Annotated in this window: 12 protein-coding genes and 1 pseudogene; 5 read left to right on the top strand and 8 right to left on the bottom strand. The window is 66.4% G+C overall.

Going from position 1 to position 12,018, the window contains the following annotated elements; translation table 11 throughout:
* Nucleotides 1-39 precede the first annotated feature (39 nt).
* Nucleotides 40-822, bottom strand: coding sequence for a cytochrome c oxidase assembly protein (locus WKB88_RS16455; protein ID WP_341395638.1), 783 nt, complete (start codon nucleotides 820-822; stop codon nucleotides 40-42).
* A 2-nt stretch (nucleotides 823-824) separates the two neighbouring features.
* Nucleotides 825-1,301 (bottom strand): DUF2243 domain-containing protein, encoded by a 477-nt coding sequence (locus WKB88_RS16450; protein ID WP_341395637.1) that lies wholly within the window; start codon nucleotides 1,299-1,301, stop codon nucleotides 825-827.
* A gap of 198 nt (nucleotides 1,302-1,499) precedes the next feature.
* Here WKB88_RS16450 and WKB88_RS16445 point away from each other — a divergent pair, with 198 nt between their 5' ends.
* The gene (locus WKB88_RS16445; protein WP_341395636.1) at nucleotides 1,500-1,796 is read left to right on the top strand and encodes a DUF503 domain-containing protein; all 297 of its coding nucleotides are present in this window, start codon (nucleotides 1,500-1,502) and stop codon (nucleotides 1,794-1,796) included.
* On the opposite strand, the gene WKB88_RS16440 is transcribed toward WKB88_RS16445, so the two are convergent.
* Nucleotides 1,677-2,450, bottom strand: a complete 774-nt coding sequence (locus WKB88_RS16440) for a DUF998 domain-containing protein (protein ID WP_341395635.1) — start codon at nucleotides 2,448-2,450, stop codon at nucleotides 1,677-1,679. The two genes, WKB88_RS16445 and WKB88_RS16440, sit on opposite strands and share 120 nt — an antisense overlap.
* 341 nt (nucleotides 2,451-2,791) lie before the next feature.
* Between WKB88_RS16440 and WKB88_RS16435 the strand changes: the two genes are divergently transcribed.
* Nucleotides 2,792-4,528 carry a 3-ketosteroid-delta-1-dehydrogenase gene (locus WKB88_RS16435; RefSeq protein WP_341395634.1) on the top strand — a complete coding sequence of 579 codons (1,737 nt, stop codon included), beginning with the start codon at nucleotides 2,792-2,794 and terminating at the stop codon, nucleotides 4,526-4,528.
* A gap of 34 nt (nucleotides 4,529-4,562) precedes the next feature.
* Here the strand turns inward: WKB88_RS16435 and WKB88_RS16430 are convergent, their stop codons facing one another.
* Nucleotides 4,563-5,009 (bottom strand): hypothetical protein, encoded by a 447-nt coding sequence (locus WKB88_RS16430; protein ID WP_341395633.1) that lies wholly within the window; start codon nucleotides 5,007-5,009, stop codon nucleotides 4,563-4,565.
* 150 nt (nucleotides 5,010-5,159) lie between these two features.
* Between WKB88_RS16430 and WKB88_RS16425 the strand changes: the two genes are divergently transcribed.
* From WKB88_RS16425 to WKB88_RS16415, 3 genes and pseudogenes are all read left to right on the top strand, one after another.
* On the top strand, nucleotides 5,160-5,657 hold the full coding sequence (locus WKB88_RS16425) for a DUF2975 domain-containing protein (RefSeq protein WP_341395632.1): 498 nt from the start codon (nucleotides 5,160-5,162) through the stop codon (nucleotides 5,655-5,657).
* A pseudogene (locus WKB88_RS16420) lies at nucleotides 5,657-5,875 on the top strand (helix-turn-helix domain-containing protein); the annotation flags it as partial. The gene WKB88_RS16425 and the pseudogene WKB88_RS16420, both read left to right, overlap by 1 nt.
* Before the next feature lie 248 nt (nucleotides 5,876-6,123).
* Nucleotides 6,124-8,628: a Tex family protein gene (locus tag WKB88_RS16415; protein WP_341395747.1), complete on the top strand. Its 2,505-nt coding sequence runs from the start codon at nucleotides 6,124-6,126 to the stop codon at nucleotides 8,626-8,628.
* A 37-nt stretch (nucleotides 8,629-8,665) separates the two neighbouring features.
* Here the strand turns inward: WKB88_RS16415 and WKB88_RS16410 are convergent, their stop codons facing one another.
* Genes WKB88_RS16410 through WKB88_RS16395 form a run of 4 tightly spaced genes read right to left on the bottom strand, consistent with a single transcriptional unit; the run spans nucleotide 8,666 to nucleotide 11,846 of the window.
* Entirely contained in the window at nucleotides 8,666-8,929 is a 264-nt protein-coding gene (locus WKB88_RS16410) for a hypothetical protein (RefSeq protein ID WP_341395631.1), read from the bottom strand.
* Nucleotides 8,930-8,980: 51 nt separating this feature from the next.
* Nucleotides 8,981-9,760 (bottom strand): cupin domain-containing protein, encoded by a 780-nt coding sequence (locus WKB88_RS16405; RefSeq protein ID WP_341395630.1) that lies wholly within the window; start codon nucleotides 9,758-9,760, stop codon nucleotides 8,981-8,983.
* Complete coding sequence (locus WKB88_RS16400; protein ID WP_341395629.1) at nucleotides 9,760-10,743, bottom strand: DUF6807 domain-containing protein; 984 nt, start codon at nucleotides 10,741-10,743, stop codon at nucleotides 9,760-9,762. The genes WKB88_RS16405 and WKB88_RS16400 overlap by 1 nt, the downstream gene beginning before the upstream one ends.
* Nucleotides 10,743-11,846 carry a Gfo/Idh/MocA family protein gene (locus WKB88_RS16395; protein ID WP_341395628.1) on the bottom strand — a complete coding sequence of 368 codons (1,104 nt, stop codon included), beginning with the start codon at nucleotides 11,844-11,846 and terminating at the stop codon, nucleotides 10,743-10,745. Before WKB88_RS16395 ends, WKB88_RS16400 begins: the two co-directional genes overlap by 1 nt.
* Between the last annotated feature and the right edge of the window lie 172 nt (nucleotides 11,847-12,018).

Raw genomic sequence — 12,018 nt, 5'->3', positions numbered from 1 at the left:
TCGTGCCGGCGGCCCTCCGGTTGGCCGCATATAGTAAGCCTACTGATGATGCAGCGGGGAGGCGACACTTCCGCGCGGCCGCGTTGCGACGTACCACTGCCGGCACAGCAGGACCACCACTGCCAGCTCCACTGCCCCGCCGCCGTAATAGAGGACCAGGGCGCCGGTTTCTCCTGCCGCCTGCGGCACTCCGGGCGGCGGCTGCGCATACAGTGTTTTGGCCAGGATGTTATGGCCGGCGGTCGCAGCGATCAGAACGGCGGCACGGAAGCCAAAGCCCGCGCGATGCGGCATGGGATCTCGGCCCACGAGCACTGCGGTGTACAGGTAGCCGGCCGCGGCCAGGTGGAAGGTCACCAGCCAGTGGACGGGCAGGGATTCCTGCATGGCGGCAAAGACTCCGGTGCGGAACATCACCACCATGCCCCCGACGTTCAGCACCGCTGCCGTGAGGGGGAACGTCAGGATCCGCAGCGGCCGGCTGCGCAGCACGCGGGCCAGCCTCCGGGCCGGCACCACGTCGAGGGCCCGCAGCGCCAGCGATACCGGACGGGACAAGACCAGCAGCAGCGGTCCCAGCATGCCCGCCAGCACATGGGTGACGCCCAGAACGGCGAAATCCTCGTGGCTTTGGACTGCCAGCGGACCCAGCACGGAGGCAAGGACTGCGCCGACTCCGGCTGTGAACAGCAGGGCACGGTGTACCGGCCAGCCCCGGGAGCGGGAAGAAATGGTCCCCGCCCAATACGCGGCCACAGCTGCCGCGGCAGGAATCAGGAACACCAGCTCGGCGCCGAATGCCCCCTGCCCGTGGCTGTGCATGGTTAGACCCCGGCCGGCGCTGCCGTGTCTCGGCGGGTGCGGTACAGCAGTGCCGCTCCGGCGAGGATCATCAGGACGGCAGTGCCGTTCCACAGCAGGTCATAGGGAAGCAGCGGAACGTTGTAGCGGATCTGGTGCAGGCCCATCAGCTTGTGCTGCACGGTCCCGTCATAAAGCTGGAAGGCGCCGGTGCCCAGCAGGACGGCCCCGGCCCACCGGGCGGGCAGCAGGATGTGCCACCGCCGCAGGTCGGCAAAAAGGAAGAGCCCCGCCACCACGGCAAACCAGCCGAAGGCGTGGAAGAGGCCGTCGGAAAAGAGCCCGACGGCGGTGGTGGACTTGTCGTAGAAGTGGTGCCACTGCAGCAGCTGGTGAAAAACGACTTCGTCCACGAAAGCGGCAATCCCGATTCCCACCAGTACTCCGGAGAGGACGTTGCGGCGGCGCGGACGGACAGGGGATCTGCTGGACGTGCTCATCTTAGAGAAGATAACACTGCGGCCGCTGCGTGTGCACGGCGGCAGCGGCGTGTGCACGGCGGGCCGGAGGTCACGGCGGTCCAACCTGCAGCTCCCTTGGGCTGGGCTGACCGGGCTTGCCCGGGCGGTGCGGGCGGTGGGGGCGGTGCGGGGTGGCGCGGGTGGCGCGAAACGCGGAGGTGTACCACCATAGGCGTCATGTGGATGGGAGTCATTGAATTCGACCTGCTGCTGGGGGACGTGCATTCGCTGAAGGGGAAGCGCTCCGTTATCCGCCCGATCATTGCCGAGGTGCGGCGCAAATTCGACGTGTCTGTTGCGGAGACCGGCCAGCCTGACCTGCACCGGCGGGCCGAAATCGGCGTGGGGCTGGTGTCAGCCTCCGGTGCGCACATCACCGAAGTGCTTGACGCCGTCGAACGGCTGGTCGCGGCCCGTCCGGATGCGGAGTTGCTCAGCACCCGCCGCCGGGTTTTCAACGCTGACGACTGGTGATGGCCGGCCGGCCGGCAGCCGGAGAAGAAGGCAGCCCACGGCCACGCCCCAGAGGGTGAGGGAGTCAAAAGCGAGACGTTCGGCCGCGCCGAGGCCCAGAATCGGCTCCTTGCCGCCGCCCACGCCGCTGAGGAAGAGGATGAAACCTGCGACCGAGACCAGCAGGGCAAGTGCCGTGGCCCGGCTGACTGCTGCGAGTCTGGATCCTCTGCCCAGCGCGAGGATCAGGACCACCATTCCCGCCCATTGGCAGAACGCCTGCAGGAGGGCGGCAGTCTCGTGGGCGGCCGGGTAGAGGTCCCACGGCAGAAGGCCAACAGCTGACACCAGCAGGCCGCCCACCAGCAGGAGAGCCATGGCCCACTGGCCCTGCCTGCGGTTGGGCCAGGCAGACCACAGGAGTGCCGAACCCGCAGCAAGGAGCAGCCCGTTGGCCACGGTGGAACCGTTCGCCAGCAGGTGCCACGGCGAACAAATCAAACGTTCAACCCCTGTTCCCGGGTTGTACAGGCCGCAGGCGGTGACTCCGAGGTCGCTGATGAGGTTCGAGGACCAGGAGTACTTCTGCGGCCACTGCAGGGCGGCGAGGACCTGCGCCGGAAAAGTCAGGACGCACAGTATCCAGCACCAGGCGGCCCAGCGGATTCTCGTCATGCGCTGAGCCTACGACAAGGTTGGACGGCTGCTTCACATGTGTCCGGCAGGCGGGCCGGCGGAGGAAATCCGGCCGGCATCCGCGCGGAACAGGTGTTACCGCAAAACTAGAACTGTGATTCAGCTCATATGCACGCTAGGGTGCACATCACGGCAGGAAACCAGTGATGGTGCCGGCAAGCGTCTGCGCTGAATCCACCGGCACTGAAAGCGCCGGCCCTGAGCACAACGTCACCGGATATACCGTCACTGAGCACCGCAACACGTGAACACGCTGAACCCGCCGAATACAACGCTGAACCGAAGACAACGCTGAACCGAAGACAACAAGGAGACTTTCAATGGCGAAACCGGTACCTCCCCGCAAATACACGGCCCGGGACACCACGGTGGATTTGCTGGTGATCGGTTCGGGCACAGGCCTGTCCGCAGCACTTGCGGCTGCGGAGCTGGGAACATCAGTTCTGGTGGTGGAGAAAACCGGGTTTGTCGGCGGTTCCACCGCCCGGTCCGGCGGCGCCTTCTGGATCCCCAACAATCCCGTGCTGAAGGAATCAGGTGCCGCTGACACGCCTGCACGGGCGGAGGCGTACCTGGACGCCGTGGTCGGCGGCACCTCGCCGCAGGACCGGTGGCAGACCTTCCTGGCCAATGGAACTGCCACGGTGGAGATGCTGCGGCGCACTACCCCCATGCGTTTCCTCTGGGACAAGGAGTACTCCGACTATCACCCCGAGAAGCCCGGCGGGTCGGCCATGGGCCGCAGTTGCGAATGCCGCCCGTTTGACGCCAATACCCTCGGCGACGAGCGCAGCCGGCTACGGGGCGGAACCATGGAAGCCGGCCTGCCAATGCCCATTACGGGCAAGGACTACCGGTGGCTGAACCTGATGTCCAAGGTGCCGGTCAAGGGGCTGCCCACGGCCGTGAGGCGCCTTGCTCAAGGTGTGGCGGGCCGTGCCCTGGGCCGGGACTACGTTGCCGGCGGACAAGCCCTGGCCGCCGGGCTGTTCGCCGGAGTACTGCGCGCCGGTATCCCGATCTGGACCGAAACTTCGCTGGTGCGGCTCATCACCGAGAGTGGGCGGGTCACCGGAGCGGTGCTGCAGCAGGACGGGCGGGAAGTCACTGTTACTGCCCGGCAGGGTGTGGTGCTGGCAGCCGGCGGCTTTGACCATGACATGGCCATGCGCCACGAGCATCAGTCCCCGGCGCTGGAAGCATGGAGTTTCGGCGCCGAGGGAAACACCGGCGACGCCATCAAGGCTGCAGTCGAAGCAGGAGCCGGCACGGATCTGATGGACCAGTCCTGGTGGTTCCCTGCTGTCGCACCCCTTCCGGGCCGGGCTCCGTCGGTCATGCTGGCCGAGCGCTCCCTGCCGGGATCCTTCATTGTGGACGGCGGCGGGGAACGGTTCGTCAACGAAGCCCAGGACTACATGTCCTTCGGCCAGCGGGTGCTCGAGCGGGAGCGGGATGGCAACCCGGTCGGCAGCATGTGGATGGTCTTTGACCAGGAATACCGCAACAGTTACATTTTGGCCGGCGGCCTCTTTCCGCGGATGCCGCTGCCGGACAAGTGGTACGAGGCCGGTATTGCAGCCAAGGCGGACAGCCTGGGCGAACTTGCGCGCAGCATCGGGGTCCCCGAGGATGCCTTTACAACTACGGCGGCACGGTTCAACGAATTGGCCGGCGCCGGCGTCGACCAGGATTTCCAGCGCGGTTCCAGTGCCTACGACCGCTACTACGGCGACCCAACCGTGAAGCCGAATCCGAATCTTCGGCCGCTCGGCGGAAAGACGTACTACGCCGTCAAGGTTGTCCTCAGCGATCTGGGTACCTGTGGCGGCGTGACCGCCGATGCCCGGGGCCGGGTGCTGGATGGAAAGGGATCCGCTATCGGAGGGCTGTATGCCATCGGAAACACGGCTGCCAACGTGTTCGGCAAGAGTTATCCCGGCGCCGGCGCCACGATCGGGCAGGGACTGGTCTACGGCTACGTGGTGGCCCACGATGCCGCGGAGCAAACCTCAGAGGCGCCCGGCATCAGCCAGGACGCCGTCGACGTCTCCTGATTTCACGAACTCCTGCTCCCGGGCCGACCTGCGGCTAGGGAGCAGGGGCCGGTGCCGATTGCTGAAGTTCCCGTGAGCGCAGAGCACCCTGGGTGATTAGCAGGGCCGCCGCGGATGCCAGCCCGGTCAGCAGTGCGGCGGGTGCTATGGACGCGAGATTCTGCAGTTGTACGGTCAGCGGTGGCAGGTCAGGTTTGACGGGCATGCCGGTCTCCGGATCCACGTTGGGTGCCCAGCCTGGAATCGGTACGGTTTCGAAGGCTCCGCCCATCCACAGGAGTCCGATTCCGATGAGGATGCCGGTGAGAATCCATGCGGCCCGAAAGGGTTTACGCCGGGGCTGCGGCCGGAGGAGGCCCGCCGCTCGGGCGTTGTCCTCCAGGGGGCTGCCGGCCTCTCCTCCCGCAGGGTCACGCACTTCGCGGATGTACACGCCGTCGCTCCGCTCCTGCCAGGAGCCGGTTCTTTCACTGTTATCCATGTCGGCACCCTAGCCCGGCGCCCGAATCCAGCGGTACACCGACCCGCCCGGCAGGATGGAAAGCTCCAAGGTCTTGTAATGCCTCTCGATTATCGATAGCTTTCTTCTGTTACTCAATCGAAGGAGGCCCGTCATGGGAAAGTTCACGTCATGGGAAAGCTGACTATTCTGGCGCTGCGCATAGTGCTGGCGGTGGTGCTGGCCGGAACCCTGTTTGTGCAGGCCTTCATGGTGCCGCTGCTGGCACGTGACCTGGCTGAAGCGGGACCGGACGTTGATGCCGTGCGGCTTCCGGTGGTTGTCATTGTCGTCCTCGGGATCATTGCCGTGCAGGTCATTCTTGTCTGTGTTTGGTGCCTGCTCACCATGGCGCGGCGGGGAACTGTCTTTTCACCGGCAGCTTTCCGCTACGTCGACGTCGTGATTGGGTCCGTGGCCGCCGGTGCCCTGCTCCTGTTCGGTCTTGGTGCAGTCCTGGCGCCGGGCGAAGGGGTCGCTCCCGGCGTCGTCCTGCTGATTGGAGGCGTGGGCGTGGCCGTCGCCGGGGTGGCATTGATTGTCCTGGTGCTGAGGGCCCTGCTGGCACAGGCCGTGGCCATCGACGCAGAAGCCACCCACTTGCGCACCGAGCTGAACGAGGTGATCTGATGCCGATTATCGTGGACATCGACGTCATGCTCGCCAAACGCAAGATGCCGGTGGGCGTGCTGGCCGAACGGATCGGGATTACTCCGGCAAACCTGGCCGTCCTGAAAAACGGCCGTGCCAAAGCCGTTCGCTTCACCACGCTGGCTGCCCTTTGCGAGGTCTTGGAGTGCCAGCCGGGAGACTTGCTGCGCTGGGAACCGGGCGACGGCTCCGCCACCGATGACGACGACGGCGGGAGAGTCAGCGGCGGGGAGGTTAGCGGCGGGGCCGACGGCGGGAGAGTCAGCGGCGGGGAGGTAAGCGGCGGGGCCGACGGCGGGAGAGTCAGCGGCGGGGCCGGCGGCAGGATCAGCGACGCCGTGGGTACGTCCGTAGTTGACCGGACCCACGGGCGGTAGGGAACAATGGCCGGGTGAGTCTTCCCCCGGTACAGTCCCCGAAATCAAAGCCCGAGCCCAAGTCTTCCCTGAAAGCCGCCAACCCGGCCACCGACCGCGTCTGCGCTTTGATCGCCGCAGAACTAGGAGTGGCGGCGTGGCAGGTGCGCGCCGCCGTCGACCTGCTGGACGGCGGCGCAACAGTGCCCTTCATTGCCCGCTACCGCAAGGAAGCCACCGGAACCCTCGACGATACGCAGCTGCGTGAGCTCGATGAGCGGCTGCGGTATCTGCGTGAGCTGGAGGACCGCCGGCAGGCGGTCCGGGAAGCCATCGACAGCCAGGGCAAACTGACGCCGCAGCTGAGTGCGGCAATAAACGATGCGGATACCAAGTCCCGGCTCGAGGACATTTACCTGCCGTACAAGACCAAACGCCGGACAAAGGCCCAGATTGCCCGTGAGGCAGGACTGGAACCACTCGCTGACGCGCTGCTGCAGAACCCGCTGCTGGCTCCGGAACAGGCCGCAGCCGGTTACCTGTTCGACGCCGTTCCGGACGCAGCCGAGGCACTCGCCGGAGCGCGGGCAATCCTGATTGAACGGGCGGGACAGGACGCGGACCTGCTCACCGAACAGCGCGAGCGGCTGTGGAAACAAGGGCGGATGCGCTCGCAGGTTAAGGCGGGCATGGAAGCCGAAGGCCAGAAATTTGCCGACTACTTCGACTTTGCCCAGTCACCCTCGGGCATGCCCTCGCACCGGGTTCTGGCACTGCTGCGCGGCGAAAAGGAAGGCATCCTGGACCTGGGCCTGGCGGAGGCCGACCCCGCGGACGCAGCAGCGCTCGACGCCGCCCGCCGGAAGTACGAGCGGGCCGTGGCTGCCAGTCTCGGGGTTGCCGACCGCGGGCGGCCGGCGGACGCGTGGCTGGTCCAGACAGTGCAGTTGGCCTGGCGCCGCATCCTGGCCAAGCTCTCCGTTGACCTGCGCGTACGGCTTTTCACCTCGGCCGAAGAGGAGGCAGTCCGGGTCTTCGCGGCGAACCTGCGAGATGTCCTGCTGGCCGCTCCGGCGGGAAACCGGGCCACACTGGGGCTGGACCCGGGCCTACGAACGGGTGTGAAAGTAGCCGTGGTGGACGGTACCGGGCAGGCCGTTGCCACCGACACCGTGTATCCGCATGCGCCAGCGCGCAAATGGGATGACGCGCTGGCCCGCCTGACTAACCTGGTGCAGAAATACGGCGTGGAGCTGGTCGCTATCGGCAACGGCACCGCGTCCCGCGAAACCGACAAGCTGGCCACAGAGCTGATCCGGCTGCTGCCGCAGGCCGGGCTGCAGAAGCTGGTGGTCTCCGAGGCCGGCGCGTCGGTCTATTCGGCGTCGGCCCTGGCCTCGGCAGAGCTGCCGGGGATGGACGTTTCGCTGCGCGGGGCAGTGTCCATTGCGCGCAGGCTGCAGGATCCGCTGGCCGAGCTGGTGAAAATTGATCCGAAGTCGATCGGGGTGGGCCAGTACCAGCACGACGTCGGAGCGGCCAAGCTGGAACGGTCGCTGAACGCGGTGATTGAGGACTGCGTCAATGCCGTCGGCGTCGACGTGAACACGGCGTCGCCGGCCCTGCTGACCCGGGTGGCCGGCGTCGGGCCGCTGCTGAGCGAGAACATTGTGGCTTTCCGCAATGAGAACGGTCCGTTCGCCAGGCGGGCAGATCTGAAAAAGGTGCCGCGGCTGGGCGCGAAGGCGTTTGAGCAGTGCGCCGGCTTCCTGCGCGTGACCGCCGGAACAGAGCCGCTTGACGCCTCGAGCGTTCATCCGGAGTCCTACGGCATTGCGCGCCGGATCCTGGCTGCGGCCGGGACAAAAATGAGTCCGGCCGGTGCGGCCCTGGAAAACCTGGACCCGTCTGCGTTTGTGGACGAAGCTGCGGGACTGCCAACAATCCTGGACATTGTGGCCGAGCTGCGCAAACCCGGCCGCGACCCGCGTCCGGCCTTCCGCACGGCCACCTTCTCCGAAGGAGTCGAAAAGATCACTGACCTCCGGGCCGGCATGGTGCTGGACGGGGTGGTCACCAACGTGGCTGCCTTTGGTGCCTTCGTGGACGTGGGCGTGCACCAGGACGGGCTGGTCCACATTTCCGCCATGTCCAGCACGTTCATCTCCGATCCGCGCGATGTCGTGAAGTCCGGACAGGTGGTCAAGGTGAAGGTGCTGGAGGTTGACCCGGAGCGCAAGCGCATCTCTTTGACGCTTCGTTTGGACGACGACGCCGCCGGTCCGCGGGGTGCGCGGCCGCAGCGGACCGGCCCTGCTGGGGACGCCGGGAGTAAGGGCGACAGGAACAGGGACGCCGGGAACAGGGTCGCCGGGAATAGGACCGCTGGGAACAGGGGCGCCGCGGGCAGGGATCCGGGACCAAAGGAGACCGCTGCAAAGGACGCGGGCAAGGGTGCAGCGCCCCAGCGCGGCAATAAGGCGGGCACCCCGGCGCGCGGCAACAACCGCCGTCGTCCGCCTGCTGCCGCTCCGGCTGCTGCCGTTCCTCAGGGGCCGATGGCCGAGGCGCTGCGCCGCGCAGGACTGGCCTAGATACGACCGGCCACAGGAGGGGCTTGCCTCAGGCAGGTCAGCCGTCGGCGGATTCAGGGTCTTTCAGGGCGTCCTCGGGCGCTGAACCGCTGTCCTCCCCGGGGCCGGAGCCGTCCGAGTCGCCGGAATGACCGGCGGGAACTGTGCCGCCCGGAGCGGTGCCCTGGTCGTCGCGGATATTGTCGGCGCTGTGCTCCGAAGAGCCGGGCCGGCGCGGGTCTCCGGTGGGTTCGGGCTGCGGGGCGCTGGGCCCCAGCGGATCCTCGTCATTATTGGCAGGGCCGGTGGGTTCAGTGGTCACGTAGTGTCCTCTCTCTGCGGGAATTGTCGAGACTACCACTGGCATGCACCGTCAGTCCGGTCGCACCGGAGTGGCCGGTTCCGCGGCAGAGGGCATCAGGTTCCAGGTCTGGAGCCTTCCGCACATCCCGTACACGGGCTCCGCGGAGGTGGGCGAGGCGGAACGGACGACGGCGTTGTGCAGGTGGCTGCCGTCGGCGCGGCTTAGCTGCTCCAAGTGCTCCAGACTCTGCCGGGCCTGTGCCAGGGGACCGTTGCGGACAAGGGCGCTCCAGGTGCCGACCTTGTCCTGAACGAGTGCTGCCGCCTGCCGGTAAAGATGCTCCAGCGCCTGCGGTCCCTCGGCCTCCACCCGGGAACGCAGGGCCAGGAAACCTTCCATTGCAAGGTCCCGGCGGGCAACTACTGCGGCTTCCCGGGCTTCCACCGTGCCGTCGCCGGGCAGCGTGGCGGCCAGGCGGTACCTTTCCGGATCGTCAAGGTACGGTTCCGGAAAGGTGAGAACGGCGTCGCCGTTTTCGGGCAGCCCCGAATTGCCCATGACTGCGACGATTTCCAGGGCTCCGTCGTCGTTGACTAACCGGTGCACCGTTCCGGGAGTGAACCACAGGACCGTTCCGGGCGTGAGCGGATGCTCATCGAATCCGGTGGAGCTCAGCGTCTGAACCCGGCCGCGGCCCGCCACCACCACGTAACTTTCTGTGGTGGCGGTATGAAGGTGCGGACTGCCGCCGCACTGGCCGTCCACTGCGTCCCAGGTGTACACGTTGATGCGCGTAACGCCGGTGCCGCCGGGAAAACCTGCCGGTGTACCGCCGGGCGCGGACAGCATCAGCGGCCCGCCGCCGCGGACGAGCCCAGCAGGTGCAGGCTGGCAGCGGCCAGTTCCGCCGAGCCCTCCACACCCCGGTCCTCATCCGCAATGACCACGGCATATTCATAGGACAGGCTGGTGCCCGGTTCGAAAGTCAGCTCCGTGGAGTAGTACGGGGAGGGGCTGACGACGGCGAAGATACCGGTGCGGACAAACCACTCCGTGTTCTCCCCGCCGGGATAGGAGTTGTTCGGGGAATCCACGAACACCAGGGTGGAGGCGCCGCCCTCTCCGTCATGCCGGCCGCTGAACGCCATCCAGGGGGAGCGGATTCCATTGAGGTCATCTCCGCCTTCACGCCCGGGCACATAAACGGAGCCGCCCGTGAAGGACCGCGGGCCGCGCCAGAACAGCCCGCCGTAGCCGGCGTTTTCGCGGCCTTTCGTAGTGGGACTCCCCATCACTATCTCCGCCCCGGAGACGTTCGTGAAGCGGGTGGAATAGGTCAGTGTCCAGGCGCCCTGCTCCCCGCTGTCGAGCACCTCGACTCCAAACCGACGCTCTTCACGGACCCACAGTTCTCCGCCCTGGGTGACCCACTCCAGGTTTTCCACTACGGAGATGCGCTCGGGACCCACCTCCAGGGAGGTGAACTCCACGTGGTTGGTGGAGCCGTTGTTTTCCAGCTGCTCGTAACCGCGGCCGCGGTTGTACGTGGGGCCGCCCCAGAAGTTCTCCGTACCGACGTTGGGAAGGGACCACGCCATTCCCTTGTGCCACAGGTGGTCATGGGGACGGTAGGTGCTGACTTCCCTGCCGCCCAGGGTCGTCAGGGGGTGGAAATAGGGGCGGGGGGACTCAAACTGCGGGTCCCACGGGCCGTAGACATACCGGAAGATCTCCGTGCCGTCGAAAGCCACCCGCAGGCTTCGGCCGTGCTCGTGATCCAGGGACAGCCCCGGGCGGCCCGGTTCGGTGAGGGTGGAGTGGGGCTGGGACATTAGTGGCTCTCTTTCACGTCGGCCCACGGCGCGGCATTGCCGTCCATGGCGCCGTAGAAGGGGGAGGTTGAATCTATCTGGCCGCGCACCACGGGTTTGCGCGTGAACGCAGAGGCATAAATGGCAGCCACCAGCTCCATGGTCAGCCGGGAGTCGGTGCTGCTGACCGGAGGCACGCTGCCGGTCTCGAGGGCGTCAAAAATGGCGGCAAACTGCGAGGAATGTCCTGAGGGCCGGCCCGTCAACCCCTCTTTCCACTGGCGTTCCAGGTCTTCGTGGCCGGGGGCCGGGGTGAGAGCCCAGCTGTCATCCGAGTATCCGTACAGGTGCTCGAGCTCAACGGTGGCACCGCTGAAATCGAAGCGCAGGTAGCTGGTTTCCTTCGGGGCCAGGAGGCTGTTGATGACGGTGGCAACGGCGCCGTTCTCGAAGCTGACAATCGCGGCGGAGAAGTCCTCGGTATTGGTGGGAAGTGCCTGGCGGGCAGCGACGGCCGTAACTTCGCTCCAGTTTCCCAAAATTGAAAGCAGGAGATCGAACTGATGGATGCCGTGGCCCATAGTGGGTCCGCCGCCTTCCACCAGCCACTGCCCCCGCCACGGCAGGTCGAAATAGCTGTCGGGCCGGTACCAGAGGGTGTTGCAGATCGCAGCCAGGGGGCGGCCCAGATCCTCCCCGCCCATCAGCCGCTTCAGATTCTCCGCGCCGGATCCAAAGCGGTGCTGGAAGACCGTGGCGAAAAAGGCCTCGGACGCGGACTCGGCCTCAGCGATTTCGTCCATGTCCGCCAGAGTCAGTGCAGGAGGCTTTTCAGACAGTACATTCACGTTGCTGCGGAGCGCTTCAACGGCCTGGCCCTTGTGGAAACCCGGCGGCGTGCACAGATGGACCAGGTCCAGCTCCTCGGTCGCCAGCAGCTCCGTCAGGGAGGAATATCGGTTTGGGATGTCCCACTTATCGCAGAACTCCGCGAGCCGCGCGGGATCGATGTCGACGGCGGCCACCACCTGTGCCCTGTCGCTCAGGGTCGACATGCTCTGGGCATGTGCGTGGGCGATGCCGCCGGTGCCAACGATGGCTGTGCGGAAGAGGGGACGTGTCATGTGCGAAGGCTCCAGGGATAGGCAGAAAACATAGAGGCAACAGACCGCCAAGAAAGGCCTGCCAGGGCCTTGGAAAGCGGCTTCCGATGGGCCTACCCTTGTACAGAATTGTGGTGGTGTCAATCACATGTGAGCAGGCCCTGCGGCACCTGGGGGTCCTGGAAGGGGCCCT

It is taken from the genome of Arthrobacter sp. G119Y2, assembly GCF_038069765.1.
Lineage (GTDB): Bacteria > Actinomycetota > Actinomycetes > Actinomycetales > Micrococcaceae > Arthrobacter_B.
Note: the sequence above shows the minus strand (reverse complement) of the source record. Positions and strands in the feature narration are given on the sequence as shown.

Coding starts and splice junctions, on each gene's coding strand:
- WKB88_RS16450 (WP_341395637.1), bottom strand. CDS start 1,301: ATGAGCACGTCCAGCAGATCCCCTGTCCGTCCGCGCCGCCGCAACGTC.
- WKB88_RS16405 (WP_341395630.1), bottom strand. CDS start 9,760: ATGCTGTCCGCGCCCGGCGGTACACCGGCAGGTTTTCCCGGCGGCACC.
- WKB88_RS16440 (WP_341395635.1), bottom strand. CDS start 2,450: ATGACGAGAATCCGCTGGGCCGCCTGGTGCTGGATACTGTGCGTCCTG.
- WKB88_RS16400 (WP_341395629.1), bottom strand. CDS start 10,743: ATGTCCCAGCCCCACTCCACCCTCACCGAACCGGGCCGCCCGGGGCTG.
- WKB88_RS16425 (WP_341395632.1), top strand. CDS start 5,160: ATGGGAAAGCTGACTATTCTGGCGCTGCGCATAGTGCTGGCGGTGGTG.
- WKB88_RS16435 (WP_341395634.1), top strand. CDS start 2,792: ATGGCGAAACCGGTACCTCCCCGCAAATACACGGCCCGGGACACCACG.
- WKB88_RS16395 (WP_341395628.1), bottom strand. CDS start 11,846: ATGACACGTCCCCTCTTCCGCACAGCCATCGTTGGCACCGGCGGCATC.
- WKB88_RS16455 (WP_341395638.1), bottom strand. CDS start 822: ATGCACAGCCACGGGCAGGGGGCATTCGGCGCCGAGCTGGTGTTCCTG.
- WKB88_RS16430 (WP_341395633.1), bottom strand. CDS start 5,009: ATGGATAACAGTGAAAGAACCGGCTCCTGGCAGGAGCGGAGCGACGGC.
- WKB88_RS16445 (WP_341395636.1), top strand. CDS start 1,500: ATGTGGATGGGAGTCATTGAATTCGACCTGCTGCTGGGGGACGTGCAT.